We start from the raw sequence: 23,200 nt of genomic DNA, 5'->3' as shown, positions 1-23,200 counted from the left end.
AACCGTTAGTGTAGAAGAAGTCACCGAAGCGGCAAAAGCTCTCCTTGCGGCTCTGCAACGGTTTGCAACTGCTCAACTCAAAGCCCTGCCAGCGGATGTCCAAAAAGCCCTTGAAACAGCGATCGCAGAGCTGAAGTCGAATGCCGATACCGTCTCTAGCCATGTAAAAGATTTTGAGGAACGCCTCAAGGCGGCGTGGGAGGTGCTAACGGCAAAGAAAGAGTTGCCCAGTGGTGGTGATGGCGAGTCTTAACACGCTATTGCTTGAGCAATTCCCTTGGCAGGAGACCCTCCGGTGGCAACCCACACCCCAGCAGCAGGAACAGTTCCAACGCTTTTATAGAGCCATCCTCGCCGCTAACCAACGGATCAACCTCACCCGCATTACTGCGGTCAGTGATTTCTGGGAAAAGCACCTTTGGGATTCGTTACGGGGGATTTTGCCGTGGCTACAGTCCGGTGGAGGCACGCCGTGGGGAACAAAGATTCAACGGGTTATTGATATTGGCAGTGGGGGTGGTTTTCCGGGAGTACCGGTGGCGATCGCCCGCCCCGATTGGTCAGTGACCCTCCTTGAAGCTACCCAAAAGAAAGTCAAGTTTTTGCACTCTCTCCATTCAGCGGTTGGTTTGGTCAACATTTATCCAGAATGGGGACGGGCAGAAGCCCATCAGGATCGCTATGATCTAGCCTTAATTCGCGCCGTCGGTGATGTCAGGCGTTGTTGTGCCTATGGTCTGCCCCGACTGCGGTCGGGGGGCATTCTAGTCCTGTACCGAGGTCAGTGGAGCGATGAGGAGGCTCGGCATTTAGAAACCCTCTTGCCGCGATATTGCAGTCAACGACTGGACGTTCAGGCGTTTACGACCCCCTTGAGCCGTGCCCAGCGCCACTGCATCTATATTCAGCGTCAGGGTTGAATTCGCACCTCATGACTTGTCCTCGGGGGGAGTCTTGATGTAAATAAATATGACAATTAATGGTTTGGAATTTTCGCCATACACATTTCAGGGGGGATCAGTTATACACAAATAGAGAGCAAACCAAGACACGCATTGAATTGATTGGTTGGGGCAATTTGGCAAGTCTCGGAGGAAAACTGTCAATGTTTGGTGATAATAATAAGGGTCTTACAAGCTGGCTCGCGGATCTCGTCAATGGGATAGGTTTGGCATGGTGGGTCAAAATAGAGACGAAAACCCCCCCCTGCACCTACTACTTTGGCCCTTTTCTGACGCCCATGGAGGCAGAAAGAGAGAAGGATGGCTACATTGAGGACTTGAAGGCTGAGGGAGCAGAGGGAATCGAGGTCAGTGTGGTGCGCTGCCGTCCTGAGGAACTGACCATTGATGCCGAAAAAAAGACGCGGATGCCCCTTAGCGTCGGCATGACGAATGTGATCTAAAGAGTAAAAAACTGGCGGCATAACTCCTAAATGTTGTCCTAAATATTTCCACTGAACGTCAACCCCACCTAGGCTATGTTCAGGATTACCAAAGCAGATGCCATTCTCTGGGCGATCGCCTTTATTGTGGGGTGTGTCTTCAGTCTCTTTCAGTGGGGTTGGCTGGGAGTCTTGGCGCTGGGGGGAGTGCTCTACGGGGGGCGCCGCTGGGGGGGCAAGGTTTGGCTACGACTGCCTGCGAGTCAAAGTTTTGCGATCGCCACTGTGGTTGCCCTCTTGGCGATGGCCTATGGGTGGCTGCGCACGCCCCAGCCGGGGGTGAATGATATCAGTCGTTTAGTGCCGCGTCTTGAGGCTCTGAATCTACCGCCAACAGTGCTTGTCGAGGGTTGGGTTGAAACCACCCCACTACCTAATCGCCTCGGACGACAACGTTTTTTTCTAGGGGTGGAGCGCTATCAAAATCTCAGTGAGGTACCCGCCCAAAGTGGGGTTCTGCAGGGGAGAGCCAGTGGCCGCCTTTACGTGACGCTTCCAGCAGAGCAAGGGGCAAAGCTATATCCCAGCCAGCGGATTCAGATCTCAGGGCGGCTCTATCTTCCCCGCGCCGGGGGCAATGAATTTTTTCGTGCCTTTAACTTTCGGCGGCAGCTTCAGTTGCAGCAAACCTTTGCCGGCTTAGCAGGCAATAGGGTCACGATTTTGGATCGGGGATCACCGTGGGGGCTGTGGGCACTGCGGCAGCGAATTGTCCAAGTCCATGCCCAAGGTTTGGGCGATCGCTATGGGGCTGTGGTCTCGGCAATGGTGCTGGGCAGCCGGGCGGTGGCGATTCCCTTTGAGGTGCGCGATAGCTTTCGGCAAGTGGGGCTATCCCATGCGCTGGCGGCCTCGGGGTTTCATACGGCTATTCTGTTAGCGGTTGTCTTGGCGCTGACACGTCCTTTGCCGCAGCAGTGGCGCTACGGTTTGGGGGCTGGGGTCTTGGTGCTCTTTGCCTGTTTAAGTGGGTTTGCCCCCTCAGCGGTTCGGGCTGTGCTCATGGGCTTGGCGGGGTTAGTGGCTCTAGTGAATGGTCAAAAGGGGCAACCCCTTGTAATCCTGCTGGCGATCGCCACTGTCATGCTGATTTACAACCCCCTGTGGATTGAGGACATTGGCTTTCAGTTAAGCTTCTTGGCCACCTTGGGCTTAATTGTCAGTGCCCAACCCATCGGCGATCGCCTCGATTGGTTGCCAACGCCTCTGCGTAATCTAATTGCTGTGCCCTTAGCCGCCACCCTCTGGGTTCTCCCCCTCTCCCTGGCTATCTTTGGCATTTTTCCTGTGTATGGTCTGCTGGCCAATGTCGTTGCCAATCTGCCCCTTGTCCTGTTGACGGTTGGCGGCTTTATCAGTGCAATGATTGGCCTCCTCGTTCCTCCTGTGGGCTCCGCCCTTGCCTGGCTCCTCTACTACCCCACGGCCTTTCTCCTGTGGCTTATCCAAGCTATTGGCCAGTTGCCGGCAGCAACAATTGCCCTTGGCAGCTTGAGCTGGCTCCAAGTTGTAGTCCTCTATGGCCTGATTATTCTTGTGTGGCTGAGTCCTCGCTGGCGGCGGCACTGGTTTTTGCTGTTCACTCTTGGCATCACCCTTGTTCTGGTGCCCTTTGTTCTGCGCCAAAACACCCTCTTTCAAGCCACTGTTCTTGCCAATACACAAGTTCCGACACTTGTAATTCAGCAACCCGCAGGGACAGTGGTGATCAATGGGGGCGATGCCCAGGGGCTAACGGCTTTCTTGGCTCAAGAGGGTATTAACCGTATTGATTGGGCAGTGGCCAGCGATCGCCAGTATCGTCAACAGCGGGGCTGGCGCGACATTCATCGAATCGCCCCGATTCGCCAATTTACAGATGTGCCAACGGCCAAGAGTGATCCTGCCTACCGTGAAATGTTGGCCACCCTCAAGGTGCCCTATCAAGCGTTGCCCCTGCGGCAACCCGTTCAACTGGGTCAAGTGAAAATCACTGTCTTGCGCTCAGATCCCGCAATCTTAGCGCTGCAGATGGGTAGTAGTCGTTGGCTCTTTGTCACTGATCCCAGTGGTGATGCGGCACAAACCGATTGGCTGGCCGTGACACCCGTGGAGCCGCCCCAGGTTCTCTGGTGGTGGGGGCGCAAATTAACGCCACGCCTCTTTGAGATTGTCAAGCCCCGCAGTGTCATTCTCAGTCGCAATGCCCTTGAGCCGGCGATCGCTAACTACCTCAAGCAGAAACAAATTCCCTATTTTGTGGTTGGAGAAACAGGAGAAGTGCGCTGGCAGGCCAATGGCTCCCTGCGGGCAAATGCCCCCCAAAACGATGGCTTGATTTAGCTCTCCCTGTGCCGCAGGCATACAAGCATAGTGGAGTAGCCATAGCGCTGTGGTTGCTGCCGGAGGGGACGAAACCCTGCCCTGACAATACCGGCCTCGGCACCCGCGATCGCCCGTACAATCAAAGTTTCAAAGTTTTCCCCGATGGGGGTTTGCCAATCAGCAAGACCTCCGTTGCCGGCAACTGCCGCCATGCCTTAGCCAAGACCTCTGCTAGGGTCGCTGCATCCCCCTGAAACCATCGGCTCAGGAGCTGCCCATATTGGCCTAAAAACCTAGGCTTGGCTTTCTCCACGCTGGTCGTCGCCATAGCTAGGGGATTCGCGGTAGATTGCATCCAGTTGGGCGCGGGCATCCTCCACACTCAGGGAGCGCATCACCAACAGGGGTTCATCAATGAGGTGACCCTCGCTGTCTAAGAGTTCTGGATGGGTCACCCGTTGCGGTGAGAATTGCCGTTGCGATTCAATACCGAGAGTCAACAAACTACGAATTAGATTGGCCATAGCCAGTAGTGCCAAGACCGTAAAAGTAACAATATAAATCAACTGCAACATGAAGAGAGCACCTCCGAGCCAAGCGCCGAGAATGGTTTAAGCGTCACAAGATTTCGATAAGCGATAGTGGTGGGCAACCTGCCAGCACTCCATCAACAGCGTATGCCACTGCATTAACACCTGCGTATCAACCCCCACTTGGCCGTCCGTTGCCCGAAAGAGGCTTTGGGTAGCAATCACATCATTAAGGGCGGTCTCTACTCGTTCAAGGAGAGCCTGCTGTTCTGCTACCCCTAGAAAGGGAATCACTTCTGTCTTCAGTAGCGAGCGCGATCGCGTGAACCAGTACTGAAAGTCTTCAAGTAGTGGCTCCAGCAAGACCTTAAGCAGTTGAGGTTCAGGTAAATTTGAGTGCAGCATAGGGGTGGATAAGGGCAACCTACTTCTATCTTAAATCTTAAACTCTTTTACATATCGTTACATTGTTAATTTTCGACCGCTCTTGCCTCGGCGCGATTGTTTGGAAGGAATTAAAAAGACGGTGTACCCTAAAAAAAGACTAAGAAAATACCGATCTAGCCCCCATTCGTAGTGTGCATAGGTATGGACATCCGCGACTTTTTTGCCCAAAGTGCTGGCCGCTGGTTCTCCCAGCGCACGAGTCATCACTTGGCCTTTAAGCAAACCGAGTCAGGCAAGTCTCAGTTAACCATTGAGTTACTGTCTGTAGATGATCCTGCGGTCATTGCCCTGTGTCAGCAATACAACATCGATCCGGCTTGGGCAGTGTGCGGCGCACGGGTCAGCTGGGACGGCACCATGGAATGGGACAGCGAAAAGCACGAAGGCTCAACGGTACTGGTGCCAATTATGGATCAGGGGTCGCGGACAGAAGGCAAGCTCCTGCGGGAAATGGGCTATGCCGAAAAGGCGCCGGTTGCCGGTCGCTTCAGTATGGGCAGTGATGGTGCCCTCACACTGATTACCGAATACGAAACCATGTATTCCGAAGAGCGGCTCTGGTTTGCCAGCCCCAATCTACGCCTGCGCACCAGCATTCTCAAGCGCTTTGGGGGCTTTAGTATGGCCTCCTTCTGTTCCGAAATTCGCCTAGGGGTGACGCAACCTGCTAATTCTTGATGGTCTTTCTGCACGTTGCCATCAACGTCACGGATTTGGAGCGAGCTGCCGCCTTTTATGAGGGGGTGCTGGGGCTTACCCCAATTGAGCGTTCCCTAAAATTTGCCGGCCGTTGGTATCAAGTGGGTAGCGCGCAAATTCATCTGATCCAAGCTGAGAAAGTAGTGGATAGCCGTCAAGATGAGCGGTGGGGACGCAATCCCCACTTTGCCCTTGGCGTAAGCGATTTAGCCGGTCTTGAGCAACGCTTAACCGCAGCCCAGATTCCCTTTCAGCGCAGTGCTTCAGGACGAGCAGCCATTTTTGTGGCAGATCCCGACGGCAACTTGATTGAATTCGGTCAACTCTCCTAGAGGACAAGCTTAGCAGTGCCCAAAAACTGAATGCCCCTTGGCTCAACGGCAAAGCGATAGGGCAAAATTTCTACCCCTTGGTTGTAAGCGGCACGTAGGAGTTGTCCATAGGTAGGATCGGCACTGTCCCCCGGTGCAAAGCGATCGCAATCGCCGCGATTAATAAAGTAGAGCACACACACCCGTGTTTGTGGCTCGGTTTGCCGTAGCCGTTGCAGTTCCCGCAGATGCTTTTGGCCTCGAATCGTCACCGTATCAGGAAACAGGGCTAAGCCCCCTTGTGCCCAAGTGGTATTTTTCACCTCAACATAGGCAGGAGGCTGCTGGGGATGGTCCGTCAGGTAAAAGTCAATGCGGCTGCGCTCTTGACCATAGGCCACCTCTCGCTGCTGAGTGCCGTAGCCCGCCAGTTCCGGTAGAATTCCTGCTGCTAAAGCTGAGGCAATTACCCGATTGGGCAAATTTGTATTTACCCCCACCCAAGTGCCATTGACAAAAATCATCTCCCATGTATAAGCCAGCTTGCGTTTAGGATCAGCATGGTAGGAGACCTGCACGGGTGCACCCACTTGGCAAATCCCTGTCATTGGCCCGGTATTCGGACAGTGAGCCGTAATGCGATCGCCAGAGGTCAACTCAATCTCGGCAAAAAATCGCTGATAGCGACGACAGAGAATCCCCTCCTGTAGGGGTGGATAGTGCCAACATAAAGTAGAACTCACAGGCAACAAATGGAAAGCGCAAACTTTTTTCTACCTTTAATAGTAAAACGCCAGCCTCCCTTGCTCATGCGGAAGCCGGCATTCTACGAAGTATTAAGGGAGATTTATGGTTAAGGTCTGTATAGGCTGACCTCAATTGAACACTTCTATCATGGCGTTTCTTTTTGAGGGGGCTTACTTTCCTAATCTTTTCTTTATATTTCTGTTACAGTAGTCTAATCTTTTGTTACACGCCTTAGACTTTCGCAGTATTGTCCTGAAAACTCGCCTGTCGTTGTCACGAGAAACGCCCCTAAATCCCGTAACATTAAGATGTATGTCGCAAATCTTAAAAATTTCTGAGGTATGACCGCCGAAACCCCTGATGTTGCCCCTTTGGATCGGTTTGAGTGCCGTGCCTGCGGCTACATCTATGAACCCTCAAAGGGCGATGAAAATCGTTCGATTCCGCCGGGAACTGCCTTTGCCGATCTCCCCCTAAACTGGCGGTGTCCAGTGTGCAGTGCTCCCAAAAAGCAATTTAGCAACATTGGACCTGTAGGATCTCCCTCGGGTTTCAAGGAAAATCTCAACTATGGCTTCGGGGTGAATCGCCTCACTCCGGGTCAGAAAAATATCCTCATCTTTGGTGGTCTTGCCCTTGCCGTTCTTTTTCTACTGAGTTTCTATAATGTTCGCTAAACGAATTGACATTTATTGGCAAAAAATGAAAGGATTCAAGTTCCTGCATTGGCTCCTGGTGACCGTTCTCCTCTGGGTAAAGCTCAGTGCCTCTGCCCTCGCCATTCCAGCCTTGGACTACAACCCTTGGGAAGCGCTCCAACTGCCAACGACCGCAACGGTTCTCGACATGAGCTTTATTGACCGCAATCACGGTTGGTTGGTGGGGACTAATGCCACACTGATGGAAACACACGACGGTGGTCAAACTTGGGAACCGCGCACGCTGGTTTTAGATAATCCAGACTACCGCTTCAACAGCATTAGCTTTCAAGGAAACGAGGGTTGGATTGTCGGTGAGCCGCCAATTATGCTCCACACAACGGATGGTGGCCAATCTTGGCGCCAAATTCCCCTCAATCCTAAACTCCCTGGCTCCCCCCGCTTTATTAAAGCGTTGGGTAACGGCGCTGCGGAAATGATGACCGATGTGGGCGCCATTTACCGTACCAAAGATAGCGGCAAAAACTGGCAAGCATTAGTCCAAGAAGCCATTGGTGTCATGCGCAACCTCAACCGTTCGCCCTCTGGTGAGTATGTGGCTGTTTCCTCACGGGGGAGCTTTTATTCCACTTGGGAGCCGGGACAAAGGGCGTGGAAACCCCACAATCGCACCACCTCCCGTCGTGTCCACAACATGGGCTTTACCCCCGATGGTCGCCTCTGGATGATTGTCAATGGCGGTAAAATTGCTTTCTCTGATCCAGAAAATTCGGAGAACTGGGGAGAACTCCTGAGTCCGCTGCGTCGTAATAGTGTAGGCTTTCTTGATCTGGCCTATCGCACACCCAATGAAATATGGCTGGGGGGGGGTGCCGGGGTACTGTTGTGTAGCCAAGATGGTGGGCAAACGTGGCAGCAGGATGTGGATGTGAAAAAAGTCCCCTCCAACTTTTATAAAATTCTCTTCTTTGGTCCCGATCAAGGGTTCATTCTTGGTCAAAAGGGAATCTTGCTGCGGTATGTCACTAACTTGACTGCGGCTACGTGAAGCAGAGAAAAAGTTATCTAGAATCCAAACTTTCGGGGGCGATCGCTAAAACCCCAAGCGGTGTGCCCCCTTCCCCTTTTGAATGTTCTGCCCAGCATCTGGTACGATGGCGCCATGAATTCCAGCAGCACTTCATTCTCCCTCCATGAGGGGAGCAACTTTCTACGTAATATCTGGTACTATGGCCTGCCAGCCGCTGACCTCAAGCCGGGTCAGTGTCAAGCCAAAGTACTCTTGGGGGAACCCATCCTGTTTTGTCGGACTACTTCAGGGAAGCCCTTTGCCCTGCGCAATCTTTGCCCCCACCGGGGGATTCCCCTGCACTATGGTCGCTTCGATGGGGAAGAGGTGGAGTGCCCCTACCATGGTTGGCGCTTTAATGCCCACGGCCACTGTACGTTGATTCCCTCCCTCACGAGTGATAGCGATGTGGATCTCAAGCACTTTGGGGTGTTGAGCTATCCGGTGCGGGAGGTGCAGGGTAATCTCTGGATTTTTTTTCCCGCCAATGAGCGCAATGTCGGCGACCCCACCTTAGAAGTCCCCTTAGTTCCCGGATTTAGTGCCGAGACCCAACCCCAAGCGGTGCAAAAATTTATTTTTCCGGGACATCTTGACCAAGTGTTTATTAACTTTATGGATCCCTCCCATGCGCCCTTTGTGCATAGGGCGTGGTGGTGGCGCAAGCGGGGCAAACTCTTTGAGAAGGCCAAAACCTTTGATCCGTCGCCCTACGGGTTTACCATGCGGCGGCATCCCCTGCTGCGCAAATCTTGGGCGCACCATCTTTTGGGCGGTCACCCTGAGGTGGAAATTATCTATCGGCTACCGGGGATTCGCATCGAAACGAATTATAGCGATCGCCACACCTTTTGTTTTCTGATTACCCTCACCCCCATCAATGACCAGGAAACAGAACTTACGGCCACCTACTACTGGACATTTCCATGGCTTGCCCCCCTCAAGCCATTGTTGGCTCCCTTGGCACGGGAATTTCTTAACCAAGATTTGCGCATCATTGCCAAGCAAAGTGAAGGCTTAAAGTACAAGCCACCGTTGACCCTGATTAAGGAAGCAGATTACCAAGCCAAGTGGTACTACCAGATCAAGCGGGAGTACGAAAAAGCTACCCAAGAGGGACGCGAATTCGTCAACCCCCTAAAAACCCAAGTCCTGCGCTGGCGCTAAAGGCAGCGGCCCCTCTGGTACGATCAGAGGATTAGATCATTACACCGTCTGCACCTATGCTCCTAGACCTATCGGGAAAACGCGCCCTTGTTACAGGCATTGCCAATAACCGCTCCATTGCTTGGGGGATTGCCCAGCAGCTCCATGCCGCAGGTGCCGAACTGGCAGTGACGTATCTTCCCGATGAGCGAGGCAAGATCAAGCAAAAGGTCGAGGAACTCACCGCTCCCCTTGCCCCCAAGTTACTCCTGCCTCTGGATGTACAGCAGCCGCAACAAATTGAGGAGGCTTTTGCAGCGATTCAATCCACTTGGGGGGGCTTAGAGATTTTGATTCACTGTTTAGCCTTTGCGCAAAAAGAGGATCTCAGCGGTGATTTTTCCGCTGTCTCCTTAGAGGGCTTTAATCTTGCCCTCGACATTAGTGCCTACTCCCTGATTTCCCTCAGCCGTGCAGCAAAACCCCTGATGACCAACGGCGGTTCAATCATTACCCTTACTTATTTGGGGGGGGTGCGGGTGGTGCCGAACTACAATGTCATGGGCATTGCCAAAGCAGCCCTCGAAATGAATGTACGCTACCTAGCAGCAGAACTGGGGCCTCAGAATATCCGTGTCAATGGCATCTCCGCTGGACCTATTCGCACCTTGGCCTCTTCGGCAGTGGGGGGCATTCTCGACATGATTCACCATGTGGAAGCTACGGCTCCACTGCGGCGCACGGTGACCCAAATAGAAGTGGGCAACACAGCCGCCTTTCTTGCCAGTGATCTGGCCAGTGGCATCACTGGTCAAATTCTTTACGTGGATTCCGGCTACTGCATCATGGGCATGTGAGGGGCATGCGCTAGAGTAGAGTCAACGAGTTATTGACGGTTATTGACGAGGCAAAACATGGGTTTACTTGATCGCGTGGGCATGGTGATTCGCTCTAACCTCAATGCCCTTGTGAGTGCTGCTGAAGATCCAGAAAAAATTCTTGAGCAAACGATTATTGACATGAATGCCGACTTGGTGAAGTTACGCCAAGCGGTTGCTCAGGCGATTGCCGCCCAAAAAAGACTCGAACAGCAGTACGCCCAAAATCTCAAGGATGCTCAGCAGTGGGAAGGGCGGGCGCGCCTTGCCCTCAGTAAAGGGGATGAAGCCCTCGCATTGGAGGCCTTGAACCGCAAGAAAACCGCTGAAGATACGGCTGCTGCCCTGAAAGCTCAAGTGGATCAAATGGCGGTACAGGTGAAAACCCTCAAAGACAACTTGACGGCGCTGGAAAGCAAAATTTCTGAGGCGAAAACGAAGAAGGAAATGCTCAAGGCACGCGTCCGGGCAGCCAAGGCCTCTGAACAGATTCATCAGGCCGTTAGCAAGGTGAGCACCTCCAATGCAATGGCGGCATTTGAGCGCATGGAAGATAAAGTCCTGCAAATGGAGGCTCGCTCGCAGGCAATTGCTGAATTGAGTGGCGATACCCTAGAAAGTAAATTCCAGTCTCTCCAAAGCAGTGCCGACAGGCAGGATGTGGAATTTGAACTGCTGGAAATGAAGCGGCAGATGGGGCTACTGTCCGATGCTCCCTCTGCTGGCACGTTGCCCCAGGGCGCCGGTGGGAGTAGTCAGTTGAATATCAATATCAACATCTCTAGCCCTGAAGTTCAGGACGCTCCACGCACCAGCTCATCATCTCCGGCCAAATCCATTGATGATGACATGGCAGAGTTGCGCCGCTTACTGGATAGTTAACCTGAATGGGTCGCCTGGGATTCGAACCCAAGACCAATCGGTTAAAAGCCGAGTGCTCTACCGCTGAGCTAGCGACCCGTGCTGCTTTGCAGCTTTTTCAGTATAGAGAAAACTACCTTGAAAGACAAGGGGTTAGGGGGCAAGCCAGTGGGGAAATTGGCAAAATTTTTCCAGATTGAGGAGATGAATACGTGGATGTGCCTCGGCTTGGGCGCGATCGCCCGCGGTGGTATAGCCCCAAGTAGCTAAAAAGAGTTCCGTTGTCTCTAACTCTGGGGTAGCGGCCACCTGTAAAAGCGCTCCAAGGCGATCTTCAACAAACCATAGGGGAGCACCATAGGCTGACTGGAGGGCTTTCAGGATGTCGGCCTTGGGCTGCTGTTGCTCTTTGCCATAGATGGCCGCCCTGGGGAAGGAAATGCCCGCTTGCGCCAGCAAATAGGTGACAAAGCGTTGCTCTTTGGTGGTGACAATGGCCAAGGGCTGCCCCTGAGCTTGCCAGCGCTGGAGAGCGGCCACAACACCCTCATAAAAGTCATGGAGCGCTAGCCAGTTTTGCCAGTCTGTTTGAATCCAGCGATCGCGCAGGCTATCTACCCGTTCTCCTAAATCGGTGGCAGTAAGATGGTAGGCCGCAAGTAGGCGATCGCGCACCTTTGGCCAGTCTTGGAGAACCTCTTGAGCAGGGGTGCCTTCAAGAATTGCCCGCAATAGGAGCGGCATCTCCCAACCCACTGTAATCACAGGCCGAAGTTGACAAAATTCGCGCTCTAGCGCCTCTAGGGAAAGGGTCAGGGGCTGGTCAGACCACACCTGCTGATACACCCGCCAACTGGTTTGAAAATATTCCCGCAGGCCGTTGCAGAGCACGCCGTCAAAATCTAGGGCCAGTAGAGAGGGGAGAATCTGGGTCATTAATTTTTTGGCCTTAACTGGGGCGGGAGGATTCGAACCCCCGAATGGCGGGACCAAAACCCGCTGCCTTACCGCTTGGCGACACCCCATTGCTTCGCTTTGTTAGCATAGCAAGTTTAGCGACTTTTGTTCAAGGGATGAGCTGATGTTTTTCGTGCCTAAATGCTGTAGTACAGGGGAAACGATTTTGCTTCCCGTGGCTTAATAAAGACCTGCTGTTGGGGTTCAAGGCGAAGCTCCTCAAATCGCTCCCGCGATAGGTGGGCCATCAATTCCTGCCCATCGTCTAGGCGCAGTTCCACTTGGATTTCCCAGCCGAGGTGGATGATGCGGTGAATGCGGGCTGAGACGGTATTCCCATTGGGACTGGTCTCAATAATGATGTCGCGGGGGCGCAGAAAGATATCGCAGTGGGGGGGAGTGCCTTCCGTTTCTTGAAAGACGCGGGAGCGCAGGACGTTCACCGGACCGATAAAGCTCATGACAAAGGGGCTGGCGGGATGGTCGTAAATTTCAGCAGGTGTGCCCACCTGCTCCACCTGACCTTTGTTCATGACCACAATCTGATCGGCAACTTCCATGGCTTCCTCTTGGTCGTGGGTGACGAATACCGTTGTGACATGGACATCGTCGTGGAGATGCCGTAGCCATGCGCGCAGTTCCTTGCGCACCTTGGCATCGAGGGCGCTAAAAGGCTCATCCAGTAACAGCACCTTCGGTTCTACGGCAAGGGCACGGGCAAGAGCCACCCGCTGGCGCTGTCCTCCCGATAGCTGGGAGGGGTAGCGATCGCCCAAACCAGTCAACTGAACCAACTCTAACAGTTCTTCAACTCGGGCTTTAATCTTGGCACGGGGCACCTTGCGCAGCTCTAGGCCAAAGGCGATATTTTGGCGCACCGTCATGTGCTTGAAAAGGGCATAGTGCTGAAAGACGAAACCAATATTACGCTCTTGAACACTTTGATAGGTAGCGTCCTTACCCGTGAGCAGAATCCGGCCAGTGTCGGGCATTTCTAAACCCGCAATCAGCCGCAGTAGGGTTGATTTGCCAGACCCCGAAGGCCCCAACAGCGCCACCAAAGAGCCACTGGCAATATCCAAATCCACCTGCTTGACCGCTTGAAAAGAGCCAAAGGACTTAGAAACGTTTTCAATGGTAATGCCCATAGCACTGCCAGCAATACTCTGGTTTCTCTATAAGATTACCGTAGTTTTGCAGCCTTGTGTCTTTGCCTATGCCTTAGTCAATAGTTCCTCCATCCATCATGGGTGCCACAATTGATTTGCTGAGAGACTTGTCATAGCACCTAGACGCTTGCTAAGATCATGAAGCCCTTTCAAGCCGGGATAGCTCAGTTGGTAGAGCAGAGGACTGAAAATCCTCGTGTCGCCAGTTCGATTCTGGCTCCTGGCATTGTAGGCTCGCCCCGTCTTGTTTCACTACTACCAAGTGCCACGGAAATTGTTTCCGCTCTGGGTCTCCTGCCGTTTCTAGTGGGGCGAAGCCACGAATGTGACTATCCACCCGAAGTGAAGGCATTGCCGGTTTGTACACGAGCGCGCTTAGATGCACAGCAGCCCAGTTTGGCCATTGAACAGGCGGTGCAAGACCTATTGCAATCAGCCCTGGGGATTTATGAGTTGGAACTGACCACTCTCCGATCCCTACAGCCCACCCATATCATTACCCAAGACCAATGCGATGTCTGTGCGGTTACCCTAGGGGATGTACAGCGGGCGATCGCCGAACTCTTTGATCCACCCCCCCAGTTGATTTCACTGCAACCCCATTCCCTGGCGGATGTTTGGCAGGATATTCGGCGAGTTGCTCTTGCCCTTGGGGTTTCTGCTGACCCCCTCCTGGAGTCACTGCACACCAGAATTCAGGCCTGTCAAGCATGGGTGAGCGATCGCCCGCGGCGGCAGGTGGTCACCATTGAATGGATTGACCCCCTCATGACCGGCGGCAACTGGGTTCCAGAATTGATTACCCTAGCGGGGGGTGAAAATGTATTGGGGACAGCGGGAAAACATTCCCCCTATATTGACTGGTCAACACTGCTGGCGATCGATCCAGAGGTGATCATTGTCATGCCCTGTGGCTTTGACCTCGAGCGCACCCGCCAAGAACTCCACCAAGCAGTGCACACCTCTCCCCGGTGGCAACAATTGCGTGCCCTGCAAAGCGGTCAACTGTACATTGTGGATGGCAATGCCTACTTTAATCGCCCCGGCCCGCGCCTAGTGGATTCCCTTGAAATTCTGGTGGAAATTCTCCACCCACCTCAAGAACTGAAGTTTCAGGGCATTGGCTGGCAGCGATACGCCCTAGCTGTGGCAGGATAGCCCATCAAAAATAATAAATCTGAAGAAAAGATAAAAATTTACCGTTGCAGATTTGGCTATTTCGCCTAAGATGGGGGAAACTCAACTGATCTCATTGATCCCCTGCCGTTGTCCCGAATACATCAATAGGCAAACTTCCTATGGCAATTGGTTATTTAGCACTGGTTTTGCATGCTCACCTCCCCTTTGTCCGCCATCCCGAGAGTGACTACGTCTTAGAGGAAGAGTGGCTGTTTGAGGCGATTACCGAAACCTATGTGCCCCTCATCTGGATGTTCGAGGGGCTAAAGCGGGACGGCGTGGACTTCAAAATCACCATGAGTATGACACCGCCGTTGATTTCAATGCTGCGGGATCCCCTGCTGCAGGAACGCTATGATCAGCACTTGGCAAAACTAGAGGAACTGGCGGAGCTAGAGATAGAGCGCAATACCCACAATGGCCACATCCGCTACCTTGCCGAGCACTATGCCCAAGAATTCAACCGCGTGCGGCAAACGTGGGAAAACTACGATCGCGACCTTGTCAAGGCCTTTAAGCAGTTTCAAGACACCAACAACCTGGAAATCATTACCTGTGGTGCCACCCACGGCTACTTGCCCCTCATGAAAATGTACCCTCAAGCGGTGTGGGCACAACTACAGGTGGCCTGTGAACACTATGAACAAACCTTTGGGCGTCCGCCCAAGGGCATCTGGCTACCGGAATGCGCCTACTACGAAGGCCTAGAGCGAATGCTTGCCGATGCTGGTTTGCGCTATTTCATTACCGATGGCCACGGTATTCTCCATGCCCGTCCCCGCCCTCGCTTTGGCACCTATGCCCCGATCTTTACCGAGACAGGGGTTGCTGCCTTTGGTCGCGATCACGAATCCTCGCAGCAGGTATGGTCCTCGGAAGTAGGTTATCCGGGGGATCCCGTCTATCGCGAGTTCTACAAGGACTTGGGTTGGGAAGCAGAGTACGAATACATCAAGCCCTACATCATGCCCAATGGCCAGCGCAAAAATACCGGGATTAAGTACCACAAAATTACCGGGCGCGGTCTTGGTTTAGGGGATAAGCAACTCTATGACCCCTATTGGGCGCGGGAAAAAGCCGCCGAACACGCGGCCAACTTCATGTTTAACCGCGAAAACCAAATTCGTTACCTGTACCACCTAATGCAGCGTCCGCCGATTGTCGTCTCTCCCTACGATGCTGAACTCTACGGCCACTGGTGGTATGAAGGGCCTTGGTTTCTGGACTTTCTCTTCCGCAAAGTTTGGTTTGACCAAGACACCTTTGCCATGATCCACCTGGCAGACTATCTCCGTGCCCATCCCACGCAGCAGGTGTGCCGTCCTTCCCAGTCTAGTTGGGGTTACAAGGGCTTCCATGAATACTGGCTCAACGAGACCAACGCTTGGATTTATCCCCACCTTCACAAAGCTGCCGAGCGGATGATTGAACTGGCCAAGGGAGAGCCGTGGGATGAGCTGAGTTGGCGTGCCCTCAACCAAGCAGCGCGGGAATTACTGCTTGCCCAATCCTCAGACTGGGCGTTTATTATGCGCACTGGCACCATGGTGCCCTATGCAGTTCGCCGCACCCGTAGCCACCTGATGCGCTTCCACAAGCTCTACGATGACATCAAGGCACGAAAGATTGATGCTGGTTGGCTGGAAAAGGTGGAAGCCATTGACAATATCTTTCCGCACATTAACTATCGGGTCTATCGCCCCTTGTAGTCAGGGCAATACTTAAAGAACGCCAAAGCCTTTGCGTTTCTTTTGTTTCTTGGCCTTTTTAGGCGTCTGAGGGCGTCCCCCACGACCCATTGGGTTCATGCCCGGCATCCCCATTCCCGGAAAGCCCCCTTGACCCATCTGCTGCATCAGCGATCGCATGCGTTGGAAATCACTGACCAACTTTGTGACATCGGCCACTTGGTAACCCGAACCTTTGGCAACCCGTTCACGGCGACTGGGGGAGCTAGCGAGAAGTTCAGGATTACGGCGTTCTTCACGGGTCATGGAGTTAATCATGGCTTCCGCCCGCTTGAGTTGCACTTCCCCCTGCTGGAGTTGCTCCGTTGAGATTTTGTTCATGCCGGGAATGAGCTTCATAATTCCCGCAAGGGAACCCATATTTTTAAGTAGGCGCAGTTGTTTAAGAAAGTCATCAAAGTCAAACTGGGCTTCGAGAATTTTGCGGGACATTTTTTCGGCATCGGCCAAGTCCACTGCCTCTTGGGCTTTTTCCACAAGGGTAAGGACATCCCCCATCCCTAAGATGCGAGAGGCCAAACGATCCGGATAAAAAGGCTGGAGCGCCTCGACTTTTTCACCGACCCCAATAAACTTGATGGGTTGTCCGGAAACTTGGCGCACCGAAAGAGCGGCACCGCCGCGTGTATCCCCGTCTAGCTTGGTAAGAATGGCGCCCGTAATCCCCACCTGCTCATGGAAGGCACGGGTGAGATTGGCTGCCTCTTGCCCGGTCATTGCATCCACCACCAAGAGGATTTCGTGGGGTTGCACCGCTTCCTTGATGGCAACCAGTTCTGCCATCATCTCGGCATCAATTTGCAGGCGCCCCGCCGTGTCAATAATCACGGTATCCACACCGAGTTCTTTGGCCTTGGCCACTCCTTGGCGGGCAATTTCCACCGGGCTAACTCCTGTGCCCAGCTCGAACACGGGTACGTCAATTTGTTTACCGAGGGTGATCAACTGGTCAATGGCAGCGGGACGATAAACATCGGTAGCCACCAAAAGGCTGCTGCGCCGTTCTTTGCGCAGGTACAGGGCGAGCTTTGCTGTAGCTGTGGTCTTCCCCGTTCCCTGTAAACCTGCCATAAGAATAATCGTCGGTGGCGGCTCTACGTGAGCAAGGGGACTGTGGGATTCCCCCATTACCTCAACGAGGGCATCGTAAACAATTTTGATAAATTGCTGATCTGGACGAACGCCGGCAATGACCTCCGCGCCGATCGCCCGCTGACGCACATTTTCAATAAAGTCTTTAGCAACTTGGAGATTGACATCGGCCTCCAATAGGGCACGGCGCACTTCCCTAAGAGCTTCTTGGATATTGTTTTCCGTAATTTTGTCTTGACCGCGTAGGGTTTTCCAAGCAGATTCAAGGCGTTCAGCAAGGGCGTCAAACATGGATTACAGCTCAAGGGGCAACAATAGTAATTAAATTAATTGATCTTAGGGGATCTATCCTAGCAAACCGTCCCTCACAAAGAGTCTTTGCACCAGATTCAAGAAAACAACCGTAAGTTGTAATCCCCGGCAAAGTGAGCACCGAAAGTCAACTGTATCCCCTAGGCTTTCACGGTAAGATAAATAGATAAGGGCTAGAAGCTTTTTTCTATAAGGTTCTATGGGGACTGCCTACTAAAGGCGCTGATCGGCGGGAGGTGTCCGATGCTGGTGATCCTCACCCAAAATCAGATTTTACCGTCACAGTCTGTGTGTCAATCCTGCTTGTTTGCCGATCGCCAAGGTCAACCCCGCTGGCAAGCGGGTCAGCTCCGATGCGGGGCACCCCTAGGGAGTACTGCCGAAGCGGGATGTCAGCACTTTCGCTGTCAAATGGGGTTTCACTTAGTGGCGGTATCAGAGTTGCCCACTCCACTAGAGCAAGACCCCTGAAGGAGATCGCTGAATGGTTTCTGGCCAAGGGACGGCCATGACCCTTTATTCAACCCTTCTTACAAGGGGTGCGATTGCTCCTAGCGGGAGAGCTACAATACCGCCAAAAACCCCTCAACAGTTGATATTTAACATTGGCGCCACATTTACCGTCTATGGTGCCGCTGAAGGTACCGCGCGGGTCATGCCCTTCGATATTCTGCCGCGTGTCATTCCAGCCCAAGAGTGGCAAGCGCTTGAACGGGGTCTCAGGTAACGCATTGCGGCGCTGAATACATTTATTGCCGATGTCTATGGCGATCAAATGCCCACTGTACCCACATCCCTATTGCCTAGCCCACCCTTTCGCTGTCGCGCGTGCCTACCCTTCTGGGAGATGAAATCGTGGGCTGCCATATGGACTTACATATATTCCGGACGGCAAGGAGATTGATGTCCCTCCTGGTGGCCTGATGGGGATGGCAATGTAGCGTGGCTCATTGGTGGTGAATTCGTCCCAAGGGGAGGGAGCAAGGAGAGTTGGTTACTCAATGAGTAGAGCTGTCTTGTGGAAACATAGGATGCTAGCGGTAACGCACCACCTATGTTAAACAATTATTAGCTATTAGCCAACGCTGATCGGTGAACTTAGCCTAAACTTGCTGAGGTATTGAAGGAATTTAAGCGCATGAATGAATTTGAGACATCCCCCCCCACAGAAACCACCCATACGGAAAAGCCTATTTTTGAACCAACGCCGGCGCCAGCACCCCTAGCGGAACGGGAGCAGACCACAACCCCCCAGGCAGGTGGTCTCACGGATGAACAGTGGCAACAGGCACGGGAAAAACTCTACTGGCTCCTCACCGTCTTCCCCGATCAGGTCAGTGCATTTCTAGGGGAATACAAGCAACCCCTGCGCACCCTGCTGATTATTCTTGCCACCATTCCCTTTGTGGCACTGGCGGTTGCTATTCTAGAGGTGGTGAACGCTATTCCCCTCTTGGAACCAACCTGTGAACTGGTGGGCTTTGGCTATACGTGCTGGTTTCTCTATCGCTATGTCCTCTTTGAGTCAGGCCGCCGCGAATTGGGTCAAAAGATCAACGAGTATAAAGCTCGCATCCTGGGAAGTGAAAGCGGCAGTTCTTCCTAAGGGAATTCATGCGGCTGCACTACCTCCAGCACGTGCCCTTTAAGACTCCCGCGTACATTGCACAGTGGGCGATCGCCCGTGGTTTAGTTATCTCGATGCGGACGAGTCGCTACCAGCTTTGACTTAGTGCGCGGCAAGCCTCGCTCTACCGCTGCGTGGGCACAAGCTAACAGGCCGGGGAGGATGTCAAGGTGCTCCATTGGCACAGCAATGTGTTTAGCCTCCCCCCGAAGGCAATTCCCCTTGCCAAAAGTGCTACCTGTCCGCAGCAGGGATTCCGTTGGGGCGATCGCGTTATTGGTCTTCAATTCACCTAGAAGTGATCCCCGCCGGCCTTGGGGAGTTAATTCAGCACTGTCAGCACGAGCTGGTGCTTAGTCCCTACATTCAATCAGCGACAGCAATTGAAGCCCAAGCGCCACAAACAGCCCTTTTAACCCCCTATCTGGAACGTTTACTTGACCGCTGGATTGGGCAGTGATCATTACTAGTCGGCAGAATCCCTTGGTGCGCTCGATCCGCAAGCTGCACCACCGTAAATATCGCCAAGGGCACTTGCTTTTGGAGGGCACTCACCTGCTACAGGAAGCCCTAGCCGCCGGCTACCGTTTTTCAGTGGTTTGCTACACGGCGTCTTGGCAAGCGAAGCAATCCTCAGCATTTTGGCAACAGGTTCTCCACAGGAGCGATCGCGCCGTTGAAGTCAGTGATGAAGTGCTTGCCGCCCTTTGTACAACAATAACCCCCGACGGCGTGATAGCTGTAGTCAACTATGTTCCTTCCTCTACATTGCCCCTAAAGGGGTTAGGCCTGTGTTTAGTGACACTTCAGGATCCCGGTAACTTGGGAACGATTATTCGTACTGCTGCCGCAGTGGGGGTTGAGGGACTATTGCTGACTCCCGATTGTGTGGACATCACCCATCCAAAAGTGTTACGTGCCAGTGCTGGCCAATGGTTTCGCCTACCCATGCAAACCGTTACCGATGGCTTGGCAACTCTCAAGGCCTACCAAGCCCAAGGATGGCAAGTTGTCGTCACACTCCCAACCGCACCGCTGATCTACTGGCAAGCGGATTTTCGTCAACCCACGTTGCTCGTCATGGGAAATGAGGGCCAAGGGCTGCCCCCGGCCTACCATGACACTACATTTACTGCGGTGCGGATTCCTCAGAAACCAAACGTCGAATCCCTGAATGTAGCGATCGCTACAGCAGTGCTCTTGTACGAAGTCTATCGTCAACGCTGGTTGGACTAAACCACAAAGAAGTTGAGAACGCCCACCACCAGCACCAGGGCAATCCATAGCCCGGAGCCAAGGAAAATTAACTGCTTTGAGCGATCCCAGTCTTGGGGCGAGGCAAAGGCCACTGGCACACCCACCACCATCACAAAGGACAGGATGACAAGGGCAGCAAGAGCCAGTTGAAACAGAATCGTCATTGTTGCTAACTCCCAAATCTTATCAGCGGCAATAGTAGCGAAGTGGCTACCTCTGAAGTAGCATTATCTCCCATTTCTTGACCCTAAACTACTGCCAGCCCTGATCTAGCCACGATCGCGGATCGACGCACTCGCCATTGACATAGAGTCCCCAGTGGAGATGCGGCCCTGTGGAGGCACCCGTATTGCCCACAGTGCCAATGACTTGCCCTGCCTCCACCATCTGTCCCTCTTGAACGCGAATTTGATCAAGGTGCAGGTAAATCGTCAGCACCCCTTGTCCGTGATCAATACCCACGGTGTTGCCGTGGATGAGAAACCCTTGGGATTCTCGCCCCACTAAGGCTACACGTCCTCGCTGAGCGGCCACTACAGGTGATCCCTTTGGCCCTGCATAGTCAACGCCGCGGTGGAAGTAATCCCTGGCAAAAACGCCGTTGTAATAGCGCCGCACGCCGTAGGGTGTGGTCACAGGCCCACTGTTGGGGCGACGAAAGGCACCTCGCCAGAGTTTTTCAGGCGTAACCAAAGCCTTAAAGGCCTCCACCCGATCAAATTCAAAATCGGTTCCTGAGGAATCTTTGCCCGGCGGCAGCCAAATGCGTTGCACAGGAAACGAGCGATCGCCCACCCACAGGAACATATTGCGGGTTTCATTTCCTGCCCGAACCACCAATGAACGGCGACCCGCTGGCTGGAGCGGTGTTGTGGCCACAAAAGCCCGCCATTGCTGTGGGCCAATGGAAAATACCGGCAGGGCTTTGCCGGCTACCTCGACAGTCGGCTGCTCTGCAGCGTTGACCACAATGGCGAGCGTATCTCCCAAAGTAGCGCGATCGGGACTCACAGTAACCGTGAGGGGAATAGTGACCTGACTACTGGCGGGCACAACAGTGAGGGTGACGATGGCGGGTACCAGCCAAGGCAGGAGGCGATCGCGCATAGTTTTAGCAGCCAATGAGACCCAAGAATAGGGGGCAGTGTTCCAAGAAGTTCACTTAAGAAAGCCGCCAGTCAATTTGCCGACGGCTGTACCACTAGCCCCTGATTTTAAGACACCTTAACGGCGGCGGGGCACTTTCGCTAAGTAGTCAATATCAGCTGCGCGCAATTGCTGAGCATAGCGCGCCTTGGGTGCGATCGCTGCTGCCAAATCGCGGTATTTGCGCGGGTCGCCCTCCGGCAGTCGCCGCTCTTGGAACTTGCGATCGTAGAACTTCTCCAAGGTAAACCGCCAATCGGTCTTGGTGGTGCCTACTTTGTCGCGATATTCAAAGCCATAGCGCGGTGTCACAAGGTTAAAGGGACGCCCCTCCATCCGCTTGCGCTGGTAGGGCACCGTAAAGTCCCCAAAAGCATTGGTGTATTCCTCACTGTCGAGGAGGGCATCCACAAAACCATGGAAGCCAAGGGTGCCGATCTTAATTGACCAGGCAATTTTTTCCTCGTTGTTGTAGGCACTGCGCCCCAAGAAACGCCGCAGACAGACATCCACCAAGCGGTAGTTGTCGTTCACCGCCACTACCGTATTGTAGAAGCGCTCCGATTTTGCCAGACCGCGAATAAAGTCCCGCACGGTAATCACCCGATTCACCAATTGGGACTCTAGGGTGACCTGACGATTAAAGGCTAAGGTGGCGTGCTCACTGAAGACCTGCCGATAGCAGGCCCAGATCACCTCGCGGATTTCCGGGTAGGAAGTCGCATCCTCAAGACGATAGATATAGGGGGTATCTTCGTTTTGATCGGCAATGCCAAAACTAGCGACGCGGTGGTTTTGAGTCGTGGGCTTGTAGGCGAGTAGAGGTAAGTCCATGGATCTCTCCCAAGTTAAAGAGTGAAACAACAGCTAGAATAGCTAGCGCAGCGGAAAGGGGGCTGTGGGGTTAATTGAAACGGGCACCTGCGGGCGATCGCGCCGAGTCATATCGGGGATTTGCACATTGGCGGTGGACACCGGCTTGAATTGCAGCGGTGTCACCTTGACCGACCGTGCCATCTCCAAGAAATTGCGAATGTCGCCCCACTTGTAGCGGCTGCTTTCTAACTTATCGCGCCAGTAGTCACTATAGCGAGGCGTCACTAGGTTAAAGGGGCGATCCTTATACCGGCGCCGCTGGTAGGGCACGGTGTTATCGCCAAAATTTTGCGTATATTCGTCACTGTCCACAAGGGTATCCACAAATTTCTGCCAACCATCGGTGGCAATGCGAATAGACCACGCCAGTTCTTCTTGTTTATTGTAGGGCGCCCGCCCAAGGAGCCGCTTCAGGGCGATTTCCACGAGGCGATAGTTGGAGTTGGTCTCCACCACCAAGCGGCGGAACGTCTCCGATTTGGCCAAGCCGCGAATAAAATCCCGCACCGAAATAGTACGGTTGGCCAGTTGTGACTCCAAATGGGGCTGGCGGGTACTTTTGAGGACAACATGTTCGCTGAACACTTGGCGATAGGCAGCCCAAATCAGTTCATCAATATCCGACTGATCCACTGCATCCTCTAAGGAATAGCGCCAAGGGGTTTCTTCATTGGGAACCTCATAGCCCGGTACCCGTTGATTTTGGGAACTGGGGGGATAGCTCAGCAAGGGAATCGTCATG

Annotated in this window: 29 protein-coding genes and 3 tRNA genes; 19 read left to right on the top strand and 13 right to left on the bottom strand. The window is 53.4% G+C overall.

Translation table 11 applies throughout. From position 1 onward, the window contains the following. From Q0683_RS09085 to Q0683_RS09070, 4 genes are all read left to right on the top strand, one after another. Positions 1-253 (top strand): hypothetical protein (locus Q0683_RS09085; RefSeq protein ID WP_298617388.1); only part of this gene is annotated, 253 nt, incomplete at its 5' end. Next, a complete protein-coding gene (rsmG, locus tag Q0683_RS09080) occupies positions 240-920 on the top strand; it encodes a 16S rRNA (guanine(527)-N(7))-methyltransferase RsmG (RefSeq protein WP_298617391.1) in 681 nt (226 codons plus the stop codon). The genes Q0683_RS09085 and rsmG, both read left to right, overlap by 14 nt. Before the next feature lie 185 nt (positions 921-1,105). Then, positions 1,106-1,405, top strand: a complete 300-nt coding sequence (locus Q0683_RS09075) for a DUF1816 domain-containing protein (protein WP_298617393.1) — start codon at positions 1,106-1,108, stop codon at positions 1,403-1,405. A gap of 75 nt (positions 1,406-1,480) precedes the next feature. Continuing rightward, a complete protein-coding gene (locus tag Q0683_RS09070) occupies positions 1,481-3,766 on the top strand; it encodes a ComEC/Rec2 family competence protein (protein WP_298977375.1) in 2,286 nt (761 codons plus the stop codon). Here the strand turns inward: Q0683_RS09070 and Q0683_RS09065 are convergent. The 3 genes from Q0683_RS09065 to Q0683_RS09055 all read right to left on the bottom strand — a co-directional run bounded on the left by Q0683_RS09065 (position 3,763) and on the right by Q0683_RS09055 (position 4,683). Further along, positions 3,763-3,960 (bottom strand): hypothetical protein, encoded by a 198-nt coding sequence (locus tag Q0683_RS09065; RefSeq protein WP_298617398.1) that lies wholly within the window; start codon positions 3,958-3,960, stop codon positions 3,763-3,765. The two genes, Q0683_RS09070 and Q0683_RS09065, sit on opposite strands and share 4 nt — an antisense overlap. An 81-nt stretch (positions 3,961-4,041) precedes the next feature. Then, complete coding sequence (locus Q0683_RS09060) at positions 4,042-4,323, bottom strand: DUF2973 domain-containing protein (RefSeq protein WP_298614293.1); 282 nt, start codon at positions 4,321-4,323, stop codon at positions 4,042-4,044. 36 nt (positions 4,324-4,359) lie between these two features. Continuing rightward, entirely contained in the window at positions 4,360-4,683 is a 324-nt protein-coding gene (locus tag Q0683_RS09055; RefSeq protein WP_298614295.1) for a DUF2605 domain-containing protein, read from the bottom strand. A gap of 183 nt (positions 4,684-4,866) precedes the next feature. On the opposite strand from Q0683_RS09055, the gene Q0683_RS09050 reads away from it, so the two are divergent. Together Q0683_RS09050 and Q0683_RS09045 are read left to right on the top strand one after the other, a co-directional pair. Then, a complete protein-coding gene (locus Q0683_RS09050; protein WP_298614297.1) occupies positions 4,867-5,403 on the top strand; it encodes a phycobiliprotein lyase in 537 nt (178 codons plus the stop codon). Then, positions 5,403-5,756, top strand: a complete 354-nt coding sequence (locus Q0683_RS09045; protein ID WP_298614299.1) for a VOC family protein — start codon at positions 5,403-5,405, stop codon at positions 5,754-5,756. The genes Q0683_RS09050 and Q0683_RS09045 overlap by 1 nt, the downstream gene beginning before the upstream one ends. On the opposite strand, the gene sfsA is transcribed toward Q0683_RS09045, so the two are convergent. After that, positions 5,753-6,478 carry a DNA/RNA nuclease SfsA gene (gene sfsA / locus Q0683_RS09040; protein ID WP_298614301.1) on the bottom strand — a complete coding sequence of 242 codons (726 nt, stop codon included), beginning with the start codon at positions 6,476-6,478 and terminating at the stop codon, positions 5,753-5,755. The genes Q0683_RS09045 and sfsA overlap by 4 nt on opposite strands. A 345-nt stretch (positions 6,479-6,823) precedes the next feature. Between sfsA and Q0683_RS09035 the strand changes: the two genes are divergently transcribed. The 5 genes from Q0683_RS09035 to Q0683_RS09015 all read left to right on the top strand — a co-directional run bounded on the left by Q0683_RS09035 (position 6,824) and on the right by Q0683_RS09015 (position 11,116). After that, positions 6,824-7,159, top strand: a complete 336-nt coding sequence (locus tag Q0683_RS09035) for a rubredoxin (protein ID WP_298614303.1) — start codon at positions 6,824-6,826, stop codon at positions 7,157-7,159. Beyond that, the gene (locus tag Q0683_RS09030; protein WP_298977369.1) at positions 7,149-8,189 is read left to right on the top strand and encodes a photosynthesis system II assembly factor Ycf48; all 1,041 of its coding nucleotides are present in this window, start codon (positions 7,149-7,151) and stop codon (positions 8,187-8,189) included. Before Q0683_RS09035 ends, Q0683_RS09030 begins: the two co-directional genes overlap by 11 nt. Before the next feature lie 114 nt (positions 8,190-8,303). Continuing rightward, positions 8,304-9,377 (top strand): aromatic ring-hydroxylating dioxygenase subunit alpha, encoded by a 1,074-nt coding sequence (locus Q0683_RS09025; RefSeq protein WP_298614305.1) that lies wholly within the window; start codon positions 8,304-8,306, stop codon positions 9,375-9,377. Positions 9,378-9,433: 56 nt separating this feature from the next. Further along, the gene (gene fabI, locus Q0683_RS09020) at positions 9,434-10,213 is read left to right on the top strand and encodes an enoyl-ACP reductase FabI (protein WP_298614307.1); all 780 of its coding nucleotides are present in this window, start codon (positions 9,434-9,436) and stop codon (positions 10,211-10,213) included. A gap of 57 nt (positions 10,214-10,270) precedes the next feature. Next, a complete protein-coding gene (locus tag Q0683_RS09015; RefSeq protein WP_298614309.1) occupies positions 10,271-11,116 on the top strand; it encodes a PspA/IM30 family protein in 846 nt (281 codons plus the stop codon). A 6-nt stretch (positions 11,117-11,122) separates the two neighbouring features. Here the strand turns inward: Q0683_RS09015 and Q0683_RS09010 are convergent. From Q0683_RS09010 to Q0683_RS08995, 4 genes are all read right to left on the bottom strand, one after another. Continuing rightward, positions 11,123-11,194 (bottom strand) — tRNA-Lys (locus tag Q0683_RS09010). A gap of 54 nt (positions 11,195-11,248) precedes the next feature. Next, complete coding sequence (locus Q0683_RS09005; RefSeq protein ID WP_298614311.1) at positions 11,249-12,031, bottom strand: HAD family hydrolase; 783 nt, start codon at positions 12,029-12,031, stop codon at positions 11,249-11,251. Between the two features lie 17 nt (positions 12,032-12,048). After that, positions 12,049-12,120, bottom strand: a tRNA-Gln gene (locus Q0683_RS09000). Between the two features lie 69 nt (positions 12,121-12,189). Then, the gene (locus Q0683_RS08995; protein ID WP_298614313.1) at positions 12,190-13,200 is read right to left on the bottom strand and encodes a sulfate/molybdate ABC transporter ATP-binding protein; all 1,011 of its coding nucleotides are present in this window, start codon (positions 13,198-13,200) and stop codon (positions 12,190-12,192) included. Between the two features lie 174 nt (positions 13,201-13,374). On the opposite strand from Q0683_RS08995, the gene Q0683_RS08990 reads away from it, so the two are divergent. The 3 genes from Q0683_RS08990 (at position 13,375) to Q0683_RS08980 (ending at position 16,109) form a co-directional block, all read left to right on the top strand. After that, positions 13,375-13,447: transfer RNA gene (locus Q0683_RS08990), tRNA-Phe, on the top strand. After that, positions 13,432-14,379, top strand: a complete 948-nt coding sequence (locus Q0683_RS08985; RefSeq protein ID WP_366142740.1) for a cobalamin-binding protein — start codon at positions 13,432-13,434, stop codon at positions 14,377-14,379. The genes Q0683_RS08990 and Q0683_RS08985 overlap by 16 nt, the downstream gene beginning before the upstream one ends. A 140-nt stretch (positions 14,380-14,519) precedes the next feature. Then, positions 14,520-16,109 (top strand): glycoside hydrolase family 57 protein, encoded by a 1,590-nt coding sequence (locus tag Q0683_RS08980; RefSeq protein ID WP_298614315.1) that lies wholly within the window; start codon positions 14,520-14,522, stop codon positions 16,107-16,109. A 12-nt stretch (positions 16,110-16,121) separates the two neighbouring features. On the opposite strand, the gene ffh is transcribed toward Q0683_RS08980, so the two are convergent. Beyond that, complete coding sequence (gene ffh / locus Q0683_RS08975; protein WP_298614322.1) at positions 16,122-17,531, bottom strand: signal recognition particle protein; 1,410 nt, start codon at positions 17,529-17,531, stop codon at positions 16,122-16,124. Positions 17,532-17,795: 264 nt separating this feature from the next. Here ffh and Q0683_RS08970 point away from each other — a divergent pair, with 264 nt between their 5' ends. The 5 genes from Q0683_RS08970 to Q0683_RS08950 all read left to right on the top strand — a co-directional run bounded on the left by Q0683_RS08970 (position 17,796) and on the right by Q0683_RS08950 (position 20,415). Next, on the top strand, positions 17,796-18,023 hold the full coding sequence (locus Q0683_RS08970; protein ID WP_298614324.1) for a hypothetical protein: 228 nt from the start codon (positions 17,796-17,798) through the stop codon (positions 18,021-18,023). Between the two features lie 13 nt (positions 18,024-18,036). Continuing rightward, on the top strand, positions 18,037-18,279 hold the full coding sequence (locus tag Q0683_RS08965; RefSeq protein WP_298614327.1) for a hypothetical protein: 243 nt from the start codon (positions 18,037-18,039) through the stop codon (positions 18,277-18,279). 411 nt (positions 18,280-18,690) lie between these two features. Continuing rightward, positions 18,691-19,158, top strand: coding sequence for a CAAD domain-containing protein (locus Q0683_RS08960; protein WP_298614329.1), 468 nt, complete (start codon positions 18,691-18,693; stop codon positions 19,156-19,158). 280 nt (positions 19,159-19,438) lie between these two features. Beyond that, positions 19,439-19,639 carry a hypothetical protein gene (locus Q0683_RS08955; protein WP_298614333.1) on the top strand — a complete coding sequence of 67 codons (201 nt, stop codon included), beginning with the start codon at positions 19,439-19,441 and terminating at the stop codon, positions 19,637-19,639. Further along, entirely contained in the window at positions 19,639-20,415 is a 777-nt protein-coding gene (locus tag Q0683_RS08950; protein WP_366142462.1) for an RNA methyltransferase, read from the top strand. Before Q0683_RS08955 ends, Q0683_RS08950 begins: the two co-directional genes overlap by 1 nt. On the opposite strand, the gene psbZ is transcribed toward Q0683_RS08950, so the two are convergent. From psbZ to Q0683_RS08930, 4 genes are all read right to left on the bottom strand, one after another. Continuing rightward, positions 20,412-20,600: a photosystem II reaction center protein PsbZ gene (gene psbZ / locus Q0683_RS08945; RefSeq protein ID WP_298614337.1), complete on the bottom strand. Its 189-nt coding sequence runs from the start codon at positions 20,598-20,600 to the stop codon at positions 20,412-20,414. The genes Q0683_RS08950 and psbZ overlap by 4 nt on opposite strands. Positions 20,601-20,688: 88 nt before the next feature. Continuing rightward, on the bottom strand, positions 20,689-21,543 hold the full coding sequence (locus Q0683_RS08940; protein WP_298614339.1) for a M23 family metallopeptidase: 855 nt from the start codon (positions 21,541-21,543) through the stop codon (positions 20,689-20,691). A gap of 117 nt (positions 21,544-21,660) precedes the next feature. Next, a complete protein-coding gene (locus Q0683_RS08935; protein WP_298614341.1) occupies positions 21,661-22,416 on the bottom strand; it encodes a phycobilisome rod-core linker polypeptide in 756 nt (251 codons plus the stop codon). 42 nt (positions 22,417-22,458) lie between these two features. Then, positions 22,459-23,199 carry a phycobilisome rod-core linker polypeptide gene (locus Q0683_RS08930; RefSeq protein WP_298614343.1) on the bottom strand — a complete coding sequence of 247 codons (741 nt, stop codon included), beginning with the start codon at positions 23,197-23,199 and terminating at the stop codon, positions 22,459-22,461. Position 23,200 lies beyond the last annotated feature (1 nt).

The sequence above is a fragment of the uncultured Thermosynechococcus sp. genome (assembly GCF_938074695.1).
Classification (GTDB): Bacteria; Cyanobacteriota; Cyanobacteriia; order Thermosynechococcales; family Thermosynechococcaceae; genus Thermosynechococcus.
The sequence above is the reverse complement of the archived record's forward strand: the minus strand, read 5'-3'. Positions and strand labels throughout refer to the sequence as shown.